The organism is Pseudomonas sp. S37 (assembly GCF_016658545.1).
Lineage (GTDB): Bacteria > Pseudomonadota > Gammaproteobacteria > Pseudomonadales > Pseudomonadaceae > Aquipseudomonas.
The window spans coordinates 1-20888 of sequence record NZ_JACVZC010000112.1 but is presented as its reverse complement, the minus strand read 5'-3'; the positions used below and the strand labels follow the sequence as shown (position 1 = coordinate 20888).

Below are 20888 nucleotides of genomic sequence, written 5' to 3'. Positions count from 1 at the left end.
GTGGGGCGCATTATAAGGGGATTCGAGAGGGCGTCAACCTTTAATTTCATTTAATTGAAATATAGGGGAAAAGACCGTGTCGAGGCCGACAGGTGTTCGCCGCAACGCACGCTGCGCCTGGGAGATCGAGCGCCGCAGGTGTCCGCCGCAACATGTTCAGCGCCTGTGAGACCGAGCGCCGCGCGGGCGGCGCTCGATCTCATAGGCGCCAGAAAACTAAAGACAGGCACCTCTCAAGTCCCCCAAAAAACAAAACGGGGAGGCCTCTCGGCCTCCCCGCTTCCCCATCACCCCTTACAAACTAGGAAACGCAAACTGCGAAGCCTCATGACTAGCCCGCTGCGGCCAGCGCTGGGTAATCGCCTTGCGACGGGTATAGAAGCGCACCCCATCCGGCCCATAGGCATGCAGGTCACCAAACAGCGAACGCTTCCAGCCCCCAAAGCTGTGGTAAGCCACCGGCACCGGCAGTGGCACGTTCACACCCACCATGCCCACTTCGATCTCGTCGCAGAACAGGCGCGCCGCTTCACCGTCACGGGTAAAGATGCAGGTGCCGTTGCCATACTCGTGATCGTTGATCAGCTGCATGGCCTGCTCCAGGCTGTTAACACGCACCACGCACAACACCGGGCCGAAGATCTCTTCTTTATAGATGCGCATTTCCGGGGTCACCTTGTCGAACAGGGTGCCACCGACAAAGTAGCCATCTTCATTACCGGCCACCCGGAAACCGCGACCATCGACCACCAGCTTGGCGCCAGCGGCAATACCGTCATCGATATAACCCACTACCTTGTCACGCGCAGCCGCTGTTACCAGCGGGCCCATGTCCAGGCCGCACGAGGTGCCAGCACCGATCTTCAGCGCCTTGATCTGCGGTTCCAGCTTGGCAATCAGCGCATCAGCTACCTGGTCGCCCACGCACACCGCCACCGAAATGGCCATGCAGCGCTCACCGCACGAACCGTAAGCCGCGCCCATCAGTGCGCTGACTGCGTTGTCCAGGTCGGCGTCCGGCATCAGTACCGCGTGGTTCTTCGCACCACCCAAGGCCTGCACGCGCTTGCCGCGCTTGGTACCTTCGGCATAAATGTACTCGGCGATCGGGGTCGAACCCACGAAGCTCAGTGCCTTCACTTCCGGCGCTTCGATCAGCGCATCCACCGCTTCCTTGTCGCCGTGCACCACGTTGAGGATGCCCTTAGGCAGGCCGGCTTCCAGCAGCAGTTGGGCAATGTACAAGGTCGAGCTTGGGTCACGCTCGGATGGCTTGAGGATGAAGGCGTTGCCGCAGGCGATGGCCAGCGGGTACATCCACAGCGGCACCATGGCCGGGAAGTTGAACGGGGTGATACCGGCAACCACGCCCAGCGGCTGGAAGTCGGACCAGGCATCGATGTTCGGGCCCACGTTGCGGCTGTACTCACCTTTCAGCACTTCAGGCGCGGCGCAGGCGAACTCGACGTTCTCGATGCCACGCTTCAGCTCGCCAGCAGCGTCTTCCAGGGTCTTGCCGTGCTCTTCGCTGATCATCTGCGAGATACGGGCTTCGTTCTGCTCCAGCAGTTGCTTGAAGCGGAACATCACCTGGGCGCGCTTGGCCGGCGGGGTATTGCGCCAGGCCGGGAAGGCGGCCTTGGCCGAGTCGATCGCTTCCTGCACGGTCGCGCGGCTGGCCAGCTCGACCTTGCGTACCGCCTGGCCGGTGGACGGGTTGAAGACATCGGCGGTGCGCTCACCCTTGGTAACCAGCTCGCCGTGAATCAGGTGCTGAACAATGCTCATGCAAAACTCCAGATAAAGAAGGTAGAGGCCGACGCGCGAGATGATCGCGCGCCGGGCATCAGAATCGGAAAGATCAGTCGATCAGGTTCAGGGTTTCGCCGACCGCATCGAACAGGCGGTCCAGTTCCTGCGGCGTGGTGTTGAAGGTTGGGCCGAACTGCAGGGTGTCGCCACCAAAGCGCACATAGAAGCCGGCCTTCCATAGCTTCATCGCCGCTTCGTACGGGCGGACGATGGCATCACCGTCACGGGCGGCGATCTGGATGGCACCGGCCAGGCCGTAGTTACGGATGTCGACGATGTTCTTGGTGCCCTTCACGCCGTGCAGCAAATTCTCGAAGTGCGGCGCCAGCTCGGCGGCGGACTGCACCAGATTTTCCTTCTGCAGCAGGTCCAGTGCGGCGATACCGGCGGCACAGGCGACCGGGTGAGCCGAGTAGGTGTAGCCGTGGGGGAATTCCACGGCGTAATCCGGGGTCGGCTGGTTCATGAAGGTCTGGTAGATCTCGCTGCTGGCGATCACTGCGCCCATCGGGATGGCGCCGTTGGTCACCTGCTTGGCGATGCACATCAGGTCCGGGGTCACGCCGAAGGCTTCCGAGCCGGTCATTGCGCCCATGCGGCCGAAGCCGGTGATCACTTCGTCGAAAATCAGCAGGATATTGTGCTGGGTGCAGATTTCCCGCAGGCGCTTCAGGTAACCCTTCGGCGGCGGCAGTACACCAGCGGAACCGGCCAGCGGCTCGACGATCACTGCAGCGATGTTGGAAGCATCGTGCAGTTCGATCAGCTTGAGCATTTCGTCAGCCAGGGTAATACCGCCCTCCTCAGGCATGCCTTTGGAGAAGGCGTTCACTGGCAGCACGGTGTGAGGCAGGTGGTCGACATCCAGCAGCTGACCGAACATCTTGCGGTTACCGTTTACGCCACCCAGGCTGGTACCGGCGATGTTCACACCGTGGTAACCACGGGCACGGCCGATGATCTTGGTCTTGGTGGCTTGGCCTTTCAGGCGCCAGTAAGCACGCACCATCTTCAGCGCGGTGTCGGCGCACTCGGAACCGGAGTTGGTATAGAAGACGTGGTTCAGGTTGCCTGGCACCAGATCGGCAATCTTTTCTGCCAGCTGGAACGACAGCGGGTGGCCGAACTGGAACGCCGGGGAGTAGTCCAGGGTACCCAGCTGACGGGTCACCGCATCGGTGATTTCCTTGCGGGTGTGCCCCGCGCCGCAGGTCCACAGGCCGGACAGGGCATCGAAGATCTTGCGCCCTTGGTCATCGACCAGGTAGTTGCCTTCGGCCGCCACGATCAGGCGCGGGTCGCGCTGGAAGTTACGGTTGGCGGTGTAGGGCATCCAGTGGGCATCCAGCTTGAGCTGGCTGGCGATACCGGCGGTAGCGGTTTCGGGCATGTTCATCGGCGGTTCCTCGAAAGACGATTAGGCAACGATGGATGTTGTTGCAGCTAAATTGGCACGCGGATAAAGTCTGAAAAAGCCTACATTTCTAATCTTCAGACAGGCCGTGACTAAACTAATGAGCCGACGCCCCGATCCACTTGCCCAGGTCAGCGATTTCGACATCCGCCTGCTGAAAATCTACCGCAGCGTCGTCGAGTGTGGCGGTTTCTCAGCCGCCGAGAACGTGCTGGGCATTGGCCGTTCGGCCATCAGCCAGCAGATGAACGACCTTGAGCAACGCCTGGGCCTGCGCCTGTGCCAGCGTGGCCGTGCCGGTTTTTCGCTGACCGAAGAAGGCCGCGAGGTCTACCATTCGGCGCTGCAACTGCTTAGCGCGCTGGAAAGCTTCCGCACCGAAGTCAACGGCCTGCACCAGCATTTGCGTGGCGAGCTGAACATTGGCCTGACTGACAACCTGGTGACCTTGCCGCACATGCGCATCACCCATGCCTTGGCCGAACTCAAGGACCGCGGCCCCGATGTGCGCATCCAGATCCGCATGATCGCCCCCAGCCAGGTCGAGCATGGCGTGCTCGACGGCAGCCTGCACGTTGGCGTGGTGCCGCAGACCAGCCCGCTGTCGGGCCTGGAGTACCAGCCTTTGTACAGCGAGCGCTCATTGCTGTATTGCGCGGTTGGCCACCCGCTGTTCTATGCCGATGACCAGCAGGTCGACGACGACCGCCTCAACAGCCAGGAAGCCATCACCCCCACCTTCCGCCTGCCAGCGGAAATCCAGGCGCATTACCAGGCACTGAACTGCACGGCCAGTGCTTCGGACCGTGAAGGCATGGCCTTCCTTATTCTTACCGGGCGCTACATCGGCTACCTGCCCGACCATTACGCTACCTTCTGGATACAACAGGGCCGCTTGCGCGCGCTGAAGCCGCGGGAACGCTTTTATGACCTGAGCCTGAGTTGGGTAACGCGCAAAGGGCGGCGGCCCAACCTGGTACTGGAAAGCTTCCTCGAAAGCCTGGCTGCGACACGTTGATGCCAGTCTCTGCCGCAAATGCTTGTCACTTCGGCACAGGCAGGTAATCTTGTCCGACAGCCGCAGCCACTGACCCGTACGGAATCGTCCATGACCCTAGAAGTCCCTGCGCACCGCCTCTCCGCCTCGGGCAAGCCCGCGGGCCGCATCCGCCAGAAAAACGAGCAGGCCATTATCCAGGCCGCCGAAGACGAGTTCGCCCGCCATGGTTTCAAGGGCACCAGCATGAACACCATCGCCCTCAAGGCGGGGTTGCCCAAGGCCAACCTGCATTACTACTTCACCAACAAGCTGGGCCTGTATATTGCCGTGCTCAGCAACATCATCGAGTTATGGGACAGCACCTTCAACGCCCTGAGCGTCGAGGACGACCCCGCTGAAGCGTTGAGCCAGTATATCCGCACCAAGATGGAGTTCTCGCGGCGCAACCCGCAAGCCTCGCGGATTTTCGCCATGGAAGTGATCAGCGGCGGCACCTGCCTGACCGAATACTTCAGTGCCGACTACCGGGAATGGTTCCGCGGCCGGGCTGCGGTGTTCGAGGCCTGGATGGAGGCCGGCAAGATGGACCGGGTCGACCCGGTGCACCTGATTTTCCTGTTGTGGGGCAGTACCCAGCACTACGCCGACTTCGCCACCCAGATCTGCCAGGTTACCGGCCGCAGCCGCCTGACCAAGCAGGACATGGAAGACGCGAGCAACAACCTTATCCACATCATTCTGAAGGGCTGCGGCATCAAGCCGGCTGCCTGACGGTCATTTATGCCTTCTACCTTGCTCGACTTGTGCGAATACCGCGAAGAAATCCGTAAGAGTCGCTTCATCACCTTGGCCGGGCCCATCAGCAGCCCCGCTGAAGCGGTGAGTTTCATCGAACGCCACAGCGACCTGGCCGCTACCCACAACTGCTGGGCATGGAAGCTCGGCGCCCAGTACCGCAGCAGCGACGACGGCGAGCCTGGTGGTACTGCCGGGCGGCCGATCCTGGCGGCCATCGAAGCGCAGGACTGCGACCAGGTGGTGGTGCTGGTGATCCGTTGGTACGGCGGCATCCAGCTCGGTACCGGCGGCCTGGCCAGGGCTTACGGTGGCGGCGCCAACAAATGCCTGCAACAGGCGCCCAAGCGGCTGCTGGTGCAGCGAAGCGAATTTTCCTGCAGCTGCAGCTTCAGCGAACTGGCGCTGGTGAAACTGCGTCTGGCCGAGGTTGATGGCCTGGTGCTGGATGAACAGTTCACAGCCAATGGCGTAGACCTGCTTATTGCCTTGGGTGATGCCCACCTGGCGCCATTGCAACAGCAACTGGCCGACCTGAGCCGCGGGCGCATTGTGCTGGAAGCACGCTGAACATTGCCCACAACAACTGTGGGCCGGCCTGTGGATAAGCTTGGGGCACTATGCTGTAAGCCAGGCCTGACAAGCCCTGCAGGCCTTTGATCATATTTTGATCGCTGCTTGTGACAAACACAAACCACTGAATAACTTCAAGTTATCCCCAGCACTGATCCAGCCTTCAACAAGAAGGGCCGCCTGGTTTCCACACATTAACTGTGGAGCAGCCTGTGGATAACCCGTGCGCCAGTGTATAAAGCGCCCGTCTGTACAGGGTTTGCCGCTGCTGAACATTTTTTAACCATTTACCCCCGATCCAGCTTCTACACTGCTTTATCCTCGCTACCCTCATTTGGCAAAACCATCAAGGAGCGCCCACATGGCTGACGCAAAACACGCACTTATCATCGGCGCCTCGCGCGGGCTCGGCCTGGGCCTGGTGCAACGCCTGCACGAAGACGGCTGGCACATCACCGCCACCGTACGCAACCCGCAGCAGCCCGGTGGCCTGGCGGATGTGCCCGGCGTGCGCATCGAACAACTGGAAATGAACGACACCGCCCAGCTCGATGGCCTCAAGCAGCGCCTGCGAGGCCAGGTGTTCGACCTGGTGTTCGTTAACGCAGGCGTCATGGGCCCACTGCCGCAAGATCTGGAAACCGTACAGAATAAGGACATTGGCGACCTGTTCATGACCAACGCCGTGGCGCCAATCCGCGTGGCCCGGCGCTTGGTCGGCCAGGTCCGCGAAGGCACTGGCGTGCTGGCCTTCATGAGCTCGATCCTGGGCAGCGTGACCATCCCCGACGGCGGCGAGATCTGCCTGTACAAGGCCAGCAAGGCTGCACTGAACTCGATGATCAACAGCTTCGTCGTCGAACAAAAGCGCCCCGACCTGTGCGTGCTGGCCATGCACCCAGGCTGGGTGAAAACCGACATGGGTGGCGAAAATGCCGAGATCGACGTGCTCACCAGCACCCGCGGCATGCTCGACCAGATCAATGCACAAAGCGGCAACGGCGGCCTGCGCTTCATCAACTACAAGGGCGAACCCTTGGTCTGGTGATTCACCCGGTCGCAGCCTGGTCGGGCGCAATGCCCGGCCAGCCCCTGTAGAATGGCGGCAACCGTACCTGATTGAGATAACCCCCTATGTATGACTGGTTGAACGCCCTGCCCAAGGCCGAACTGCACCTGCACCTTGAAGGCTCGTTGGAGCCCGAGCTGCTGTTCGCCCTGGCCGAGCGCAACAAGATCGCCCTGCCCTGGGCCGATGTAGAAGCCTTGCGCAGTGCCTACGCCTTCAACAACCTGCAGGAATTTCTCGACCTGTATTACCAGGGCGCCGACGTGCTGCGCACCGAGCAGGACTTCTACGACCTCACCTGGGCTTACCTGCAGCGCTGCAAGGCGCAGAACGTGATTCATACCGAACCGTTCTTCGACCCGCAGACCCACACCGACCGCGGAATCCCTTTCGAGGTGGTGCTCAACGGCATCAACCAGGCACTCAAGGATGGCCGCGAGCAAATGGGCATCAGCAGTGGTCTGATCCTCAGCTTCCTGCGCCACCTCAGCGAAGATGAAGCGCACAAGACGCTCGACCAGGCGTTGCCGTTCCGTGATGCATTCATTGCCGTAGGCCTGGACAGCTCTGAAATGGGCCACCCACCCAGCAAGTTCCAGCGCGTGTTCGACCGCGCCCGCAGCGAAGGCTTCGTCGCCGTTGCCCATGCTGGCGAAGAAGGCCCGCCCGAATACATCTGGGAAGCGCTCGACCTGTTGCAGATCAAACGCATCGACCACGGTGTACGCGCCATCGAAGACGAGCGCCTGATGCAACGCATCATCGACGAGCAGATCCCGCTGACCGTGTGCCCACTGTCCAACACCAAACTCTGCGTGTTCGACCACATGAGCCAGCACAACATCCTCGACATGCTCGAGCGTGGCGTGAAGGTCACGGTCAATTCGGACGACCCGGCCTACTTCGGCGGCTATGTCACAGAAAACTTCCACGCCCTGCACACCCACCTGGGCATGACCGAAGACCAGGCCCGCCGCCTGGCGCAGAACAGCCTGGACGCCCGGCTGGTCTGATTGATGCGGCGGCGTTGCGTTCAACCCACCTGCAACGTCGCCACGCGGGCTATGCGATTGATCTGCTGGATGCCCAGCGCCGAGATATGCAATGCCCGCGTGTCCTCGGCCTCGCGCATCCAGCCAGACTGCAGGAACAGCCTGAACAGGGCCTGGCCCAATACCCCTCCCAAATGCGGCGCCTGGTCATTCCACTCGGTGCAGCGGCAGATGACGCAACCGCGTTGCTCGTGTGGCGCCAACGCATCGATGTAAACACCCACCAGGGCCAACTGCGCCCGCCCCTCATCGCTGACCATCAACTGGCGGCCACTGCCTTCCAGCCAGCCGGCCACCACCATGCGGTGGTACAACTCACTGGCCAGCTCCCCGCCCAGATGATCGCCACAGCGACGCGCCCGGCGCATCGACATGGGCAGCGGTGATACCGGCGCCTTGGCCCGCTCGCCCCTGGGACTTTCCAGTTGCACGCTGGCCAGGGCCTCGACTGCCGCACCGACCTGCGGGGTAGCCAGGCGGAAGTAACGTTTGCGGCCACGTGCTTCGTGCCTGAGCAGACCGGCCGATGACAGTAACGACAAGTGCGCGCAGGCCGACGACGATGTCAGGCCGGTCATTATTGCAAGCTCATTGGCCAACCGCGGCGTGCCATCGATCAATGCCCACAACATGGCACTGCGCTTGGGGTCGGCCATCAGGCTGGCGATCTGGCTGATACTGCTGGCTGCGTTCATGTCCCTGTAACTCCCTGCAAGTTCACTGAGTGGATGCGATGGCCAACCCTGGCAGGGAAACGCCTCTCGCTGGCACTGGCCTGGGTGGGCAGTATAAGCCGCAAAAAAACCTATTCAGGCAGCGCCACACCACTGCGTTCTGATCGAAAAACCACTGGGTATGCCTACCCATGGCACGTGCAGAAACAGTGCTTGCCGCCTGCCCGAAACCCGCCCAGCAAGCGCTGCGGCATACCCGGACAGGGGCACAGGGAATTCGTCAGGAAAAAAACCCGCTGCAACTTCAGATGTGGCCGACAAGCACTTTCCTGAAATAGCGCAAATCGAAGCGAAGGTTCTGCGTGCTTGGCGGCATTGCACCGCAAGCAGGAAAAGCGATGAAACATGTTCCGTCAACCGTCAGTCAGAACGCTGACGTGAGACATGGCAGCCAGCAAGGCCAGCGCTACACTTGACCCGCTCCCCCCATCTGGAGGTATGCCGCGATGAAAATTATCGTCAGTGCGTCGAGCCGAAACCCCGCCTGCCCCTGGCAGGTCCAGCTCGATCAACACGTGGTCAGTTTCCGCAGCGAGGCCGAGGCACGCGCCTTTGTCGCCACGCTGGAAACCCGCCTGCAGGCACCTCACCCGCTTATGCGGGAGCCTTGGCCTGCAAGCGTCGGGTCAACAGCGCGACACTGACCACCAGTGCCCCGCACAGGCTGATCACCAGCGCCATGGGTACCGCACTGCCATCGTGCAGCAGCCCGACCAAGGCCGCCGCACCTGCCGCAACGCTGAACTGTACGCAGCCCATCAGTGCCGAGGCACTGCCTGCCCGCGCGCCCTGCCCGCTCATGGCGCAGGCCGAAGCATTGGGGATGATGCAACCGAGGCTGGCGATGCAGATGAACAGTGGCACCAGCAGCGGCCACAACTGCGCTGGTTTCAGCGCCGCCACAGCCAGCAGCACCAGGCCTGCCACCAGGTACAGCCACACCGCACGCGCCAGCAGGAAGGCCGGCCCGCGCTTGGCCAGCAAGCGGGCGTTTACCTGAGCCACCAGGATAAAACCCGCCGCGTTGGTGCCGAACAGCCAGCCATAGTGCTCGGCCGGCACGTCATAGAGCTTGATGAACACGAAGGGAGAGCCGGCGATATAGGCGAACATGCCGGCAATGGCGATACCGCCTGTCAAGGCATGACCAAGGAACACCCGGTCAGCAAGCAGGCGCAGGTATTGGCGCAAGGCGCCAGACAGCGGCTGACGCGGCATGTGCTCAGGCAGGCTTTCCGGCAGGCCCAGGCTGACCGCCAGCAGGCAGCCGGCACTGAACAGGCTCAAGGCAAGGAAAATCGACTGCCAGCCAGCCACGTTCACCAGCACCCCGCCCAGCATCGGTGCCAGGATCGGTGCCAGGCCCATGACCAGCATCAGTTGCGAAAACACCTTGGCCGAGGCCACCGGGTCGCACTTGTCGCTCACGATCGCCCGCGACAGCACCATACCGGCACAGCCACCCAGCGCCTGGACGAAACGCGCCAGCACCAGCGTATCGAGGGTGGGTGCATAGGCACAGGCCAGGGAGGCCAGGGTAAACAGGGTCACGCCGAACATCAGCGGTATACGCCGGCCAAAGCGGTCAGCCACCGGCCCGTAGGCCAGCTGACCGATGGACAGGCCGAGGAAGTAGGCGGCCAAAGTGGCCTGGACGTGTTTTTCATCGGTGGCGAACGCCTGCGCCATGGCCGGGAAGGCGGGCAGGTAAAAGTCGATCGCCAAGGGCCCGAACGCACTGAGTGCGCCCAGGATGAGCACCATTCGCAGGTTCATCAGGAATCCATAGCAGGCTAAGCAAGTGAGCAATTCTACCTGCTGTGGACCCTGTCAATGTGAAAACATTTGCAACAATCCCAGCAGCTGGCGCGGTCCCTGTAGGAGCGGCCTTGTGTCGCGATGGGCCGCAAAGCGGCCCCAGATTGTTGGGGTTGACGCATGTATTGCAGGGGGCCGCGTTGCGGCCCATCGCGACACAAGGCCGCTCCTACAAGGGATCAGCACAGGGTCAGGTTAAGCCACCTCAGCCTGATACCCTTCATCACGGATAGCCGTAAGAATCTGCTCCTGCGCCAATTCACTCTGCACCCGCACCTGCTTCGCCGCCAGATCGATCTCGACCTTGGCCGCTGCATCCTGCTCCTGCACCGCGCGGGTCACGGCTTTCACGCAATGGCCACAGGTCATGCCTTGTACGTTGAACACTTGCATGGGGTTGTCTCCTTCAGGTTTTCCACAAGTCTCAAGCTTGCCATCAGGTCAAGGTCAAGCCCTGCTATAAAACCCGGGGTGGAAATCCGCGCCCGCGTCGGCCAAGCTGCGCCTTTGGATGTCAGGCAAGCAGGAGATTCATCATGTTCAGGGCAGCATTGGGCGTCGTCGGGCTATTGAGCGCACTGGCTGCGGTGCCACCGGCCAGCGCCGAGGGCAACGCGGCCTACAGCGTGCTGATCATTTCCCGGGAGCGCCTGGAAGTGGCCACCAGCTGCGAAATCGGCGTGTACCTCAACGACCAGCTTTCCGGGCGCGTGTTCCAGGAGCAATCCACCTCGTTCAACCTGCCGCCTGGCCCGGTGGATGTACGCCTGCGCCTGCTGCCTGGGCAAATGCCAGGTTGCGCTGCGGGTATCGAGGACCAACGCAGCACGCGCCTGAACCTGCAGGCGGGCCAGATCAACAAATACCGCATCGCCATGGGGCAATATGGGCTGGAGTTGAAGCGCGCCGATCTGGGCTATTGACCTTCCCTGCGTGGCAAGGTTGATGCTGGAGCCCTGTCCAAGGAGGAGAGCCATGCCCGCATCCACCACCTACGACCTGCCGATTTCCGGCATGACCTGCGCCAGCTGTGCTGGCCGGGTCGAGCGCGCCCTGCGCAAGGTCACCGGCGCTGAACAGGTCAGCGTCAACCTTACCACTGAAAAAGCCCGGGTCCAGGCCCCGGCCAACAGCCTGCCGGCCTTGGTCGACGCCATACGTGAAGCCGGTTACGGCGTGCCTACCCGCACTGTCGAACTGCAGATCGGCGGCATGACCTGCGCCAGCTGCGTGGGCCGTGTAGAGCGCGCCCTCGGCAAGTTGCCCGGGGTCGAGCAGGTCAGCGTCAACCTGGCCAGCGAGCGTGCGCACCTGAAGGTGCTTGCGGCCCTCGACGACAACCTGCTGATCGAAACAGTACATAAAGCCGGCTACAACGCCAGCCTGCCGCAAGCCGGCAAAGACGAGCAAGGGGCTGCCCAGCGCCGCCTGCGCAATGAACGCCTGGCCGTCGGTGCCGCGTTGCTGCTGGCGCTGCCGCTGGTGCTGCCGATGCTGGTGCAGCCATTCGGCCTGCACTGGATGCTACCCGCCTGGGCACAATTCCTGCTGGCTACGCCCGTGCAATTCATTCTCGGCGCACGCTTCTATGTCGCTGCCTGGAAAGCCGTGCGCGCTGGTGCCGGCAACATGGACCTGCTGGTGGCCCTGGGCACCAGCGCCGGCTACGGCCTGAGCCTGTATCAATGGGCACAGGCCCCCGCCGGCATGGCCCCGCATTTGTACTTCGAAGCCTCGGCCGTGGTGATTGCCCTGGTGCTGTTGGGCAAGTACCTGGAAAGCCGCGCCAAGCGCCAGACCGCCAGTGCCATTCGCGCCCTCGAGGCCCTGCGCCCGGAGCGCGCCGTACGTGTGGTCGGCGGCCAGGAAGAAGACGTGGCCATCACCCAGCTGCGCCTCGGTGACCTGGTGCTGGTAAAACCCGGCGAGCGCTTCCCGGTCGATGGTGTGGTCGAGGATGGCAGCAGCCATGCCGATGAGGCCCTGATCAGCGGCGAGAGCCTGCCGGTGCCCAAGCAACCCGGCGACAGCGTCACCGGTGGCGCCATCAATGGCGAAGGCCGGATGTTGGTACGCACCGAAGCGCTGGGCACCGAGACCGTGCTGGCACGCATCATCCGCCTGGTCGAAGATGCCCAGGCCGCCAAGGCGCCGATCCAGAAGCTGGTCGACCGGGTCAGCCAGGTGTTCGTCCCGGCCGTGCTGGTGCTGGCACTGATTACCCTGGTTGGCTGGTGGCTGGCCGGCGCGCCGCTGGAAACCGCACTGATCAACGCCGTCGCCGTGCTGGTCATCGCCTGCCCTTGTGCCCTCGGCCTGGCGACGCCCGCGGCGATCATGGCCGGTACCGGCGTGGCTGCGCGCCACGGCATCCTGATCAAGGACGCCGAGGCGCTGGAGCGCGCCCATGCCGTCAACCGCGTGGTGTTCGACAAGACCGGCACCCTCACTTCCGGCAGCCCACGGGTGGTTCACAGCCAGGCTCAGGATGGCAACAGCGCCGACCTGCACCGCCTGGCGGGTGCCCTGCAGCGTGGCAGTGAACACCCACTGGCCAACGCGGTACTGGATGCCTGTGCCGAGCAAGGGCTGGACGTGCCCAATGTTACCGACAGCCAATCGCTGACCGGGCGCGGTATTGCCGGGCGCGTCGAAGGCCGTGAATTGGCGCTGGGCAACCGCCGCCTGCTCGATGAAAGCGGTCTGCAGCCCGGCGACCTGGCCGTCAAGGCCCAGGCCTGGGAAGCCGAGGGGCGTACCCTGTCGTGGCTGATCGAACGCGGCATGCAACCCCGGGTGCTGGGCCTGTTCGCCTTTGGTGACAGCCTCAAGCCCGGCGCCGCTCAGGCCATCGACACCTTGCATGCGCAACACATCAGCAGCCACCTGCTGACCGGCGACAACCGCGGCAGCGCCAAGGTGGTGGCCGATGCCCTGGGCATCGACGATGTGCATGCCGAAGTGCTGCCCGCCGACAAGGCCGCGACAGTGGCAGCACTCAAGCAGAACGGCGTGGTCGCCATGGTCGGCGACGGCATCAACGATGCGCCGGCACTGGCCGCTGCCGACATCGGTATCGCCATGGGTGGCGGCACCGACGTGGCCATGCAGGCGGCCGGCATCACCCTGATGCGAGGCGACCCGCGTCTGGTGCCTGCCGCGCTGGAAATCAGCCGCAAGACCTACGCAAAAATCCGCCAGAACCTGTTCTGGGCATTCATCTACAACCTGATCGGTATCCCGCTCGCTGCACTGGGCTACCTCAACCCGGTACTGGCTGGCGCCGCCATGGCCTTGTCCAGCGTCAGCGTGGTCAGCAACGCCCTGTGGCTGAAGACGTGGAAACCCACCAGCGATACCCAGGAGACCCCATGAACATCGGCCAGGCCGCCCGCCGCAGCGGGCTCAGCACCAAGATGATCCGTTACTACGAGTCCATCGGCCTGCTCAAGCCGGCCACGCGCAGCGACAGCGGCTACCGCCTGTACCGCGACGAAGACTTGCACAGCCTGGCGTTCATCAAGCGCTCTCGCGACCTGGGTTTTTCCCTTGAAGAGGTCGGCAAGCTGCTGACCCTGTGGCAGGACCGCCAGCGTGCCAGCGCCGATGTGAAGGCGCTGGCCATGCAGCACATCGATGAGCTGAACCGGCGCATCGAGGAGCTGGTGAGCCTGCGCGACACACTGGGCGAGCTGGTTTCGCACTGCCAGGGGGATGACCGCCCGGACTGCCCGATCCTCAAAGACCTGGCCAACGGCGCTGCCGGCAACTGCTGTCACTAAACGGTCACAGGCGTTTGGTATGCCAAAAGCGTCCAAACGCGACCGAATAGTCACCAACCGCGACTTTATCCAATAAATACAGGCGTTCCGGCTTCATAAAACCCGGCTGCTGCCGATGCATTAGCTACCTGCCTCGTGTGTCGACAATAAAAAATTCCGGGAGCGTCGATGAGCATCAAACAGAAACTGACCTGGGCATTCGCGGTCATCGCCGGCTTGCCCATCGTCCTTGTAGCCACCCTGGTGGTCCTCAACCTGCGCGGTGAAGCCCGCGATGGATTCCTCGACGGCAGCAGCCGGGAAATCCGCCAGGTCAGCAACGCGATGAACATCTTCTTCCAGGGCATCAACCAGAACGTCGAATACCTGGCTGCGCAGCCGATGGTCGCCGCTGCTGGCAGCAACCTGAACAAGTTCATGAGCGCCAACCCGTCTTACGAGCTGGGTGAGCAAGACAAGCAGTTGCTGGACTTCTTCACCCGCCTGGCAGACTCGCACCCCAACTACGCCTACGTGTCCTACGGCGTCAGTGACGGCGGCTACGTCGGCTGGCCGGCCGGGCAGAAATTCGTCAACTACGACCCACGCCCACGCCCGTGGTACCAGCTGGCCATGGCCAACCCGGGCAAAACCATGCGTACCGGCGCCTACTACTGGGCTGCCGATGACGCCGTGCTGGTCAGTACCGTGCGCGCCGTGGCCAACCAGTTGGGCAACCCTGGCGGCGTGGTCAACATCGACGTTTCGCTGAAGGGCCTGACCGAGATCGTCAAGCAGATCAAGCTGGGCGAAAGCGGCTACCTGATGCTGGTGGAAAGCAACGGCAACGTGATGGTCGACCCACGTGACGCTGGCCACAACTTCAAGCAACTGTCGAGCTTTGGCGATGGTTATGCCGATTTGGCCAAGGCTGGCAAAGGCCTGGTCGAAGTCGAGCTCAACGGCGTGCGCTACATGGCCAACGTCTACCCCGACGAGCAACTGGGCTGGACCTTCATCGGCCTGATCGAACAAAGTGAAGTGATGCAGACCACCACCCAGCTGACCTGGCTGATCGGCATCATCGCCGTAGTGCTGGCGGCGCTGTTCGCCGTGGTCGGTGCGGCATTCGCCAAGCTGATCGTGCGCCCGATCAACAGCGTTACCAATGGCCTGGAAGACATTGCCCAGGGTGAAGGCGACCTGACCCGTAACCTGGAAATCCGTGGCCGTGACGAAACGGCGCAACTGGCCAGCTGGTTCAACCAGTTCCTTGGCGCCATTCGCAGCCTGATCCAGCATATCGGTGCGGCCGCCGGCAAGATCCTCAGCACCTCGACCAGCTCGACCCGCGTGTCCAGCGACATGGCGGAGGCCGCTGGCCGTCAGCGCGAAGCCGTGGACATGGTGTCCACCGCCTTCCACGAAATGGTCGCCACCGCGAACGAGGTGGCGCGCTCGTGCAGCCAGGCAGCACAATCGGCCGACAGCGGCCAGCAACAGGCCCGCGAAGGCCAGCAGCAGATCGATGCGGCGGTGCATAGTGTCGACCGCCTGAGCCAGGAGATCGAGCAATCGGCGCAGTCAATTCAGCAACTGGAGCGTGACAGCAACGCTATCCAGTCGATTCTCGGCACCATCCGCTCGATTGCCGAGCAGACCAACCTGCTGGCACTGAACGCCGCCATCGAGGCAGCTCGCGCGGGTGAGCAAGGGCGTGGCTTTGCCGTGGTGGCTGATGAAGTGCGGGCGCTGGCCAAGCGCACGGCCGACTCCACTGCGGAAATCGACGGCCTGCTGGGCAACCTGGCCAGCCGCACCGCCGAAGTGGCCGAGCAGATGCATGCCAGCCTGGAGGTTTCGCAGCAGTCGGTGAGCCGCATCGGCCTGGCCCGCGACAGCTTCGGGCAGATCCGTGAGTCGGTGGATGTGATCCGCGACATGAACACGCAGATCGCCACGGCGGCCGAGGAGCAGCACCAGGTGGCCGAGGACATCAACCGCCACATCAGCCAGATTCACGGCGATGCCCAGCTGGTAGCCGAACTGGCCCAGGCGGCGCGTGTAGACTCGGAGAGCCTGGCCGGGTTGTCCAATGAGCTGGATGCGCTGGTGCGCAGGTTCCGTACCTGATGTGTGGCCTGTACCGGCCTCTTCGCGGCTAAAGCCGCTCCTACACAGGTTCGCGTTACATAGGTTCGCGTTACCTGTGCAGGAGCGGCTTTAGCCGCGAAGAGGCCGGCACAGGCAACCCACCCCTAAAGCTTCAACTCCCCAGGCGTCGCCCCAAACAGCTGCTTGAACGCCGCAATGTACGCCGATGTGGAATCGTACCCACACCCCAACGCCGCTTCGGTCACATTCTCCCCCGCCTCCAGCAACGCCAGCGACGACAACAGCCGCATGCGCTGGCGCCAGTTGCGAAAGCTCAACCCCGTTTCACGCTGGAACAGCCGCATCAGCGTCTTTTCCGAACACCCCAGCTCCCGCGCCCATTGCTGCAAGGTCTGCGGCTGGTCCGGCGCCGCGATCAAACCATTGCACAGCGCCAGCAACCCCGGGTGGCGTGGCAACGGTAGCGAAAAACCGACCTCCGGCAAGGTGCGCAACTGATCGAGCAACACCGCCACCAGGCGCGCCTCGGCGCTGTCGCCCTCCGGGTAGTCAGCCGGAAACAGGCAAAACTGCTTGATCAACTCACGCGCCAGCGGGGTCACTTCCAGCACCCGGCATTGCGCTGCGGCCCACGGGCAGGCGTCGCGACGCACATAAAGGCTGCGCATCTCGGCCTGCATCGACGTGACCACTTCGTGCTCGGCATCAGCCGGGATCCACACACCCCACTGCGGGGGTGCGAAGTAACTGCCTTCGTCGGTGTACACACCGAGTACGCCGCTGATGGCGTAGGAGAACTGCACCCAGTCATGCTGGTGGCGGGTGGTCCAGGACCCGGCGCCGAGGCTTTCGGCGCGGGCATACAGGGGCCTGGGCAGGTGGCCCAGTTCAGGGATGGGACGGGGCTGTCCGATAATCGGCATGGCAGTTTCTTGTAGTTCTGAGCAGACAAGCCTAACAGCTGGGGGGAACCGTGACATCTGTGTGGCCTTCTTCGCGGGTGAACCCGCTCCCACAGGTACTGTGGTGCCCTCAAGCCTGGCGTAATACCTGTGGGAGCGGGTTTACCCGCGAAGAAAGCAACGCGGTATCCCCGAAAATCACCGCTCGACGATAACCGTCACCCCCTGGCCGCCCGCCGCACAGATTGAAATCAACCCCCGCCCCTTCCCTGCCGTAGCCAGCAACTTCGCCAAGTTGGCCAATATCCGCCCCCCTGTCGCTGCAAACGGGTGCCCGGCCGCCAGCGAACTGCCCTTTACGTTGAGCTTGCTGCGGTCGATTGCCCCCAGCGGTGCATCCAGCCCCAACTTTTCCCGACAGTAATCAGCATTCTCCCAGGCCTTGAGCGTGCACAGCACCTGGGCAGCGAAGGCTTCATGAATCTCGTAGTAGTCAAAATCCTGCAACGTCAGGCCATTGCGTGCCAGCAAGCGCGGCACGGCATACACCGGCGCCATCAACAGCCCTTCGCGGCCGGTAACGAAGTCCACCGCTGCCGTTCCGCCATCCACCAGATAGGCCAACACCGGCAACCCTTGCTGTGCCGCCCATTCTTCACTGCCCAGCAGCACCAGCGAAGCACCATCGGTCAGCGGCGTAGAGTTGCCGGCAGTCAAGGTACCCAGGCCGCTTTTATCAAAAGCGGGCTTGAGCCTGGCCAGCTGCTCAAGGGTCAGGTCCGGGCGCAGGTTGTTGTCGCGGGTCAGCGACAGGAACGGTGTCAGCAGGTCGTCCTGCCAACCCTCGGCATACGCGGCAGCCAGCTTCTGGTGGCTGAGCAGCGCCAGCTCATCCTGCTCGGTGCGGCCTATGCGCCAGGCCTGGGCCATGCGCTCGCAATGCTCGCCCATCGATAGCCCGGTGCGCGGCTCACCGTTGCGCGGCAATTCGGGTTTCAGGTGGTGAGGGCGCAGTTGCAGGAAGGGCTTGAGCCGCTCACCCAGGCTTTTGCCACGGTTGGCCTGCAGCAGGATGTGGCGCAGGCCTTCATTGACCGCAATCGGCGCGTCGGAGGTGGTGTCGACACCGCCGGCAATACCACTGTCGATCTGCCCCAGGGCAATCTTGTTGGCCACCAGCAGGGCCGCCTCCAGGCCGGTGCCGCACGCCTGCTGGACGTCGTAGGCGGGGGTCTGCGGCGCCAGGCGCGAACCCAGCACGCATTCACGGGTCAGGTTCATGTCACGCGAATGCTTGAGCACTGCGCCCGCCACCACCTCGCCCAGGCGCAGCCCATGCAGGCGATAGCGCTCGATCAGCCCTTCGAGGGCGGCGGTCAGCATCGCCTGGTTGCTGGCCGTGGCGTAGGCGCCGTTGGAGCGGGCGAAAGGGATCCGGTTACCGCCCAGGATCGCGACCCGGCGAAGTGAACGCATGTGCTTGTTCCTCCTGAAACAATTTGAACCGTACAGCCTAGGTGTTTTTACCCGGGTCGAACGACCTTGCCACAAAGTTGGTCCACACTTTCAAGCTTGCCTTTCGGGAGACCCACTCATGAGCGATCGCTACCTCGGCTTTGCCAACTCCAACCTCGGCCGCCGCCTCGTGGATGCCCTTGGCCTGCCACACCCGGCGCCGCTGGAGCGCTGGCAGGCAGGCCGCCTGCGCCCGGTGGAAGGGGCGCTGGTGCTGGGCGGGGGGCCACTGGCGAGTCAGGTCGAAACCATCGCCCAGCGCCTGACCGACGAGGTCTACCGTTTCAATACCCACAACCTGCAGGCCGAAGCCTGGGTGGCCGGCCTTGGGCCGAAGATCAAGGCCGCCGTGTTCGATGCCAGTCATCTTTCCGACAGCGATGCCTTGAAGCAGTTGCGCGAATTTTTCCAGCCGCTGCTGCGCAGCCTTGCCCCTTGCGCCCATGTGGTGGTGCTGGGCCGGGCGCCGGAAAGCCTCGACAACCCACTGGCCAGCATCGCTCAGCGCGCCCTTGAGGGCTTCAGCCGCTCGCTGGCCAAAGAACTGCGCAATGGCGCAACCGCCCAGCTACTGTATGTCGGCCCTGGCGCAGAAGAGCAACTGGAAGGTGCCCTGCGCTTCTTCCTCTCGCCCAAGAGCGCGTTTATCTCTGGCCAGGTACTGCGCCTGCAAGCCTGCGCCAGCCAGGTCGATGACTGGACCCGCCCGCTGGGTGGCCGCCGCGCACTGGTCACCGGCGCTGCACGCGGTATCGGCGCAGCCATTGCGGAAACGTTGGCACGTGACGGTGCCGACGTGCTGCTACTGGACGTGCCACAGGCCAGCCAGGACCTCGACGCACTCGCGGCCCGGCTTGGCGGCAAGGCGCTGCCGCTGGATATCTGCGCCAGCGATGCAGCCACACAATTGCTGGCTGCCCTGCCCGACGGCATCGATATCGTCGTGCACAACGCTGGCATCACACGTGACAAGACCCTGGCCAACATGACGCCGGAATACTGGGACGCGGTGCTGGCGGTGAACCTCAAGGCGCCGCAGGTGCTGACCCAGGCCCTGTATGACGGCGGCGCACTGGGCGAAAACGCACGCATCACCCTGCTGGCCTCGGTCAGCGGCATCGCCGGCAACCGCGGGCAGGCCAACTATGCCGCAAGCAAGGCCGGGCTGATCGGCCTGGCGCAGGCCTGGGCGCCGCGCCTGGCCGAACGCGGTGGCAGCATCAACGCCGTGGCACCCGGTTTTATCGAAACCCACATGACCGCAGCCATGCCCATGGGCCTGCGCGAGGCCGGGCGACGCTTGAGTTCGCTGGGCCAGGGCGGTCGCCCGCAAGATGTCGCCGAAGCCATCGCCTGGCTTAGCCAACCGGGCTCCGGGGCGGTCAATGGCCAGGTGCTGCGGGTCTGCGGCCAGGCATTGATGGGGGCTTGAGCATGAGTCGACAATGGCACGACCTGCAAAGCCCGGCGGACCGGGCAAGCCTGTACCTGCGTGCGGCCAGCAAGCGCAAGATCAGCGGTGACCGCTTGCCGGACGCAGGCCTGCGCTGCTTCATCCGGGTTCAGCCGGATAACCTGGCGGCCTATCGCAGGCTCTGCCACTTCCCGGACGATGGACGCCTGCCGGGCACGTATCCCCATGTCATGGCGTTCACCCTGCAGTTGCAGTTGATGACGGCCCACGACTTCCCCTTTCCGCTGCTGGGCCTGGTGCACCTGCACAACCGCATCGAAGTACTGCGACCGCTGGGCGCTATCGAAGGGCTGCGCTTTGCGGTGTATGCACACAACCTGCAGCCACATGCCAAGGGGGGCACCTTCGACCTGGTGACCGAAGCCGAAGACGGTATCGGCCTGCTCTGGCGCGAAACCAGCCGCATGCTGGTGCGTGGGCTGAAGCTGGACGGTGAGCCCGGTGAGCCCGGTGCGGATGAGCCTGAAACCTTGCCAGAAGCCACCCGCTGGTACGCCGACAGTGACATCGGCCGGCGTTATGCCAAGGTGTGCGGGGACTACAACCCAATCCACCTCAGCGCTGTGAGCGCACGGTTGTTTGGTTTCCCCACGGCCATTGCCCATGGCATGTGGACCAAGGCCATGGCCCTGGCAGCGTTGCGCGGGCACCTGCCGCACAGTGGTTATGCCTTTGAGGTGGATTTTCGCAAGCCGGTGAGGTTGCCGTCGGAGGTGGTGCTCAGTGCCAGTGAGGCGGGGCCTGCGGGGATGCTGCGGCTGGATGGGCATGGGGGCATGCTGCATATGTCAGGACACTGGCGTCCCCTGTAGGAGCGGCCTTGTGTCGCGATCGGGCCGCAAAGCGGCCCCAGG

General features: G+C 63.3%; 19 protein-coding genes and 1 pseudogene. 13 read left to right on the top strand and 7 right to left on the bottom strand.

The features are described from left to right. Positions 1-294 precede the first annotated feature (294 nt). Both IAE39_RS24220 and IAE39_RS24215 read right to left on the bottom strand, forming a co-directional pair. A complete protein-coding gene (locus IAE39_RS24220; protein ID WP_201207046.1) occupies positions 295-1788 on the bottom strand; it encodes a CoA-acylating methylmalonate-semialdehyde dehydrogenase in 1494 nt (497 codons plus the stop codon). A 73-nt stretch (positions 1789-1861) separates the two neighbouring features. Continuing rightward, the gene (locus tag IAE39_RS24215; RefSeq protein ID WP_201207045.1) at positions 1862-3208 is read right to left on the bottom strand and encodes an aspartate aminotransferase family protein; all 1347 of its coding nucleotides are present in this window, start codon (positions 3206-3208) and stop codon (positions 1862-1864) included. A 118-nt stretch (positions 3209-3326) separates the two neighbouring features. On the opposite strand from IAE39_RS24215, the gene IAE39_RS24210 reads away from it, so the two are divergent. From IAE39_RS24210 to IAE39_RS24190, 5 genes are all read left to right on the top strand, one after another. Continuing rightward, positions 3327-4244, top strand: a complete 918-nt coding sequence (locus tag IAE39_RS24210) for a LysR family transcriptional regulator (RefSeq protein WP_201207044.1) — start codon at positions 3327-3329, stop codon at positions 4242-4244. Positions 4245-4334: 90 nt separating this feature from the next. Beyond that, on the top strand, positions 4335-4997 hold the full coding sequence (locus IAE39_RS24205; RefSeq protein WP_201207043.1) for a TetR/AcrR family transcriptional regulator: 663 nt from the start codon (positions 4335-4337) through the stop codon (positions 4995-4997). A gap of 9 nt (positions 4998-5006) precedes the next feature. After that, the gene (locus IAE39_RS24200) at positions 5007-5591 is read left to right on the top strand and encodes an IMPACT family protein (protein ID WP_201207042.1); all 585 of its coding nucleotides are present in this window, start codon (positions 5007-5009) and stop codon (positions 5589-5591) included. A 364-nt stretch (positions 5592-5955) separates the two neighbouring features. Then, entirely contained in the window at positions 5956-6642 is a 687-nt protein-coding gene (locus IAE39_RS24195; RefSeq protein ID WP_201207041.1) for an SDR family oxidoreductase, read from the top strand. An 86-nt stretch (positions 6643-6728) separates the two neighbouring features. Then, on the top strand, positions 6729-7676 hold the full coding sequence (locus IAE39_RS24190) for an adenosine deaminase (RefSeq protein ID WP_201207040.1): 948 nt from the start codon (positions 6729-6731) through the stop codon (positions 7674-7676). A gap of 20 nt (positions 7677-7696) precedes the next feature. Here the strand turns inward: IAE39_RS24190 and IAE39_RS24185 are convergent, their stop codons facing one another. Then, positions 7697-8410: an ArsR/SmtB family transcription factor gene (locus IAE39_RS24185; protein WP_201207039.1), complete on the bottom strand. Its 714-nt coding sequence runs from the start codon at positions 8408-8410 to the stop codon at positions 7697-7699. A 485-nt stretch (positions 8411-8895) separates the two neighbouring features. Between IAE39_RS24185 and IAE39_RS29775 the strand changes: the two genes are divergently transcribed. Beyond that, positions 8896-9093: a hypothetical protein gene (locus IAE39_RS29775; protein WP_236548801.1), complete on the top strand. Its 198-nt coding sequence runs from the start codon at positions 8896-8898 to the stop codon at positions 9091-9093. On the opposite strand, the gene IAE39_RS24180 is transcribed toward IAE39_RS29775, so the two are convergent. Next, the gene (locus IAE39_RS24180; RefSeq protein WP_201207038.1) at positions 9044-10225 is read right to left on the bottom strand and encodes a multidrug effflux MFS transporter; all 1182 of its coding nucleotides are present in this window, start codon (positions 10223-10225) and stop codon (positions 9044-9046) included. The genes IAE39_RS29775 and IAE39_RS24180 overlap by 50 nt on opposite strands. A gap of 237 nt (positions 10226-10462) precedes the next feature. Then, on the bottom strand, positions 10463-10660 hold the full coding sequence (locus IAE39_RS24175) for a heavy-metal-associated domain-containing protein (protein WP_198751471.1): 198 nt from the start codon (positions 10658-10660) through the stop codon (positions 10463-10465). A gap of 143 nt (positions 10661-10803) precedes the next feature. On the opposite strand from IAE39_RS24175, the gene IAE39_RS24170 reads away from it, so the two are divergent. The 5 genes and pseudogenes from IAE39_RS24170 to IAE39_RS30190 all read left to right on the top strand — a co-directional run bounded on the left by IAE39_RS24170 (position 10804) and on the right by IAE39_RS30190 (position 16161). Beyond that, a complete protein-coding gene (locus tag IAE39_RS24170; RefSeq protein WP_201207037.1) occupies positions 10804-11190 on the top strand; it encodes a hypothetical protein in 387 nt (128 codons plus the stop codon). A gap of 52 nt (positions 11191-11242) precedes the next feature. Continuing rightward, positions 11243-13642 (top strand): heavy metal translocating P-type ATPase, encoded by a 2400-nt coding sequence (locus tag IAE39_RS24165; RefSeq protein WP_201207036.1) that lies wholly within the window; start codon positions 11243-11245, stop codon positions 13640-13642. Beyond that, positions 13639-14049 carry a Cu(I)-responsive transcriptional regulator gene (gene cueR, locus IAE39_RS24160; protein ID WP_201207035.1) on the top strand — a complete coding sequence of 137 codons (411 nt, stop codon included), beginning with the start codon at positions 13639-13641 and terminating at the stop codon, positions 14047-14049. Before IAE39_RS24165 ends, cueR begins: the two co-directional genes overlap by 4 nt. Positions 14050-14217: 168 nt before the next feature. Further along, a pseudogene (locus IAE39_RS30195) lies at positions 14218-15303 on the top strand (cache domain-containing sensor histidine kinase); the annotation flags it as partial. 90 nt (positions 15304-15393) lie between these two features. Next, on the top strand, positions 15394-16161 hold the full coding sequence (locus IAE39_RS30190) for a methyl-accepting chemotaxis protein (protein ID WP_442968461.1): 768 nt from the start codon (positions 15394-15396) through the stop codon (positions 16159-16161). Positions 16162-16286: 125 nt separating this feature from the next. On the opposite strand, the gene IAE39_RS24150 is transcribed toward IAE39_RS30190, so the two are convergent. Both IAE39_RS24150 and IAE39_RS24145 read right to left on the bottom strand, forming a co-directional pair. Continuing rightward, positions 16287-17066 (bottom strand): AraC family transcriptional regulator, encoded by a 780-nt coding sequence (locus IAE39_RS24150; protein WP_201207033.1) that lies wholly within the window; start codon positions 17064-17066, stop codon positions 16287-16289. Positions 17067-17243: 177 nt separating this feature from the next. Further along, positions 17244-18521, bottom strand: coding sequence for an acetyl-CoA C-acetyltransferase (locus IAE39_RS24145; protein ID WP_201207032.1), 1278 nt, complete (start codon positions 18519-18521; stop codon positions 17244-17246). Between the two features lie 118 nt (positions 18522-18639). Between IAE39_RS24145 and IAE39_RS24140 the strand changes: the two genes are divergently transcribed. Together IAE39_RS24140 and IAE39_RS24135 are read left to right on the top strand one after the other, a co-directional pair. Next, positions 18640-19992 (top strand): 3-oxoacyl-ACP reductase, encoded by a 1353-nt coding sequence (locus IAE39_RS24140; RefSeq protein ID WP_201207031.1) that lies wholly within the window; start codon positions 18640-18642, stop codon positions 19990-19992. Positions 19993-19994: 2 nt separating this feature from the next. Beyond that, positions 19995-20846, top strand: a complete 852-nt coding sequence (locus IAE39_RS24135; RefSeq protein WP_201207030.1) for a MaoC family dehydratase — start codon at positions 19995-19997, stop codon at positions 20844-20846. The last annotated feature ends 42 nt before the right edge of the window (positions 20847-20888 follow it).

What these genes read in the sequence shown, in the direction of transcription:
- IAE39_RS24165 (WP_201207036.1), top strand. Translation starts at nt 11,243, where the DNA reads ATGCCCGCATCCACCACCTACGACCTGCCGATTTCCGGCATGACCTGC.
- IAE39_RS24170 (WP_201207037.1), top strand. Translation starts at nt 10,804, where the DNA reads ATGTTCAGGGCAGCATTGGGCGTCGTCGGGCTATTGAGCGCACTGGCT.
- IAE39_RS24180 (WP_201207038.1), bottom strand. Translation starts at nt 10,225, where the DNA reads ATGAACCTGCGAATGGTGCTCATCCTGGGCGCACTCAGTGCGTTCGGG.
- IAE39_RS24185 (WP_201207039.1), bottom strand. Translation starts at nt 8,410, where the DNA reads ATGAACGCAGCCAGCAGTATCAGCCAGATCGCCAGCCTGATGGCCGAC.
- IAE39_RS24195 (WP_201207041.1), top strand. Translation starts at nt 5,956, where the DNA reads ATGGCTGACGCAAAACACGCACTTATCATCGGCGCCTCGCGCGGGCTC.
- IAE39_RS24175 (WP_198751471.1), bottom strand. Translation starts at nt 10,660, where the DNA reads ATGCAAGTGTTCAACGTACAAGGCATGACCTGTGGCCATTGCGTGAAA.
- IAE39_RS24150 (WP_201207033.1), bottom strand. Translation starts at nt 17,066, where the DNA reads ATGCCGATTATCGGACAGCCCCGTCCCATCCCTGAACTGGGCCACCTG.
- IAE39_RS29775 (WP_236548801.1), top strand. Translation starts at nt 8,896, where the DNA reads ATGAAAATTATCGTCAGTGCGTCGAGCCGAAACCCCGCCTGCCCCTGG.
- IAE39_RS24135 (WP_201207030.1), top strand. Translation starts at nt 19,995, where the DNA reads ATGAGTCGACAATGGCACGACCTGCAAAGCCCGGCGGACCGGGCAAGC.
- IAE39_RS24140 (WP_201207031.1), top strand. Translation starts at nt 18,640, where the DNA reads ATGAGCGATCGCTACCTCGGCTTTGCCAACTCCAACCTCGGCCGCCGC.
- IAE39_RS24210 (WP_201207044.1), top strand. Translation starts at nt 3,327, where the DNA reads ATGAGCCGACGCCCCGATCCACTTGCCCAGGTCAGCGATTTCGACATC.
- cueR (WP_201207035.1), top strand. Translation starts at nt 13,639, where the DNA reads ATGAACATCGGCCAGGCCGCCCGCCGCAGCGGGCTCAGCACCAAGATG.
- IAE39_RS24220 (WP_201207046.1), bottom strand. Translation starts at nt 1,788, where the DNA reads ATGAGCATTGTTCAGCACCTGATTCACGGCGAGCTGGTTACCAAGGGT.
- IAE39_RS30190 (WP_442968461.1), top strand. Translation starts at nt 15,394, where the DNA reads ATGGCGGAGGCCGCTGGCCGTCAGCGCGAAGCCGTGGACATGGTGTCC.
- IAE39_RS24200 (WP_201207042.1), top strand. Translation starts at nt 5,007, where the DNA reads ATGCCTTCTACCTTGCTCGACTTGTGCGAATACCGCGAAGAAATCCGT.
- IAE39_RS24205 (WP_201207043.1), top strand. Translation starts at nt 4,335, where the DNA reads ATGACCCTAGAAGTCCCTGCGCACCGCCTCTCCGCCTCGGGCAAGCCC.
- IAE39_RS24215 (WP_201207045.1), bottom strand. Translation starts at nt 3,208, where the DNA reads ATGAACATGCCCGAAACCGCTACCGCCGGTATCGCCAGCCAGCTCAAG.
- IAE39_RS24190 (WP_201207040.1), top strand. Translation starts at nt 6,729, where the DNA reads ATGTATGACTGGTTGAACGCCCTGCCCAAGGCCGAACTGCACCTGCAC.
- IAE39_RS24145 (WP_201207032.1), bottom strand. Translation starts at nt 18,521, where the DNA reads ATGCGTTCACTTCGCCGGGTCGCGATCCTGGGCGGTAACCGGATCCCT.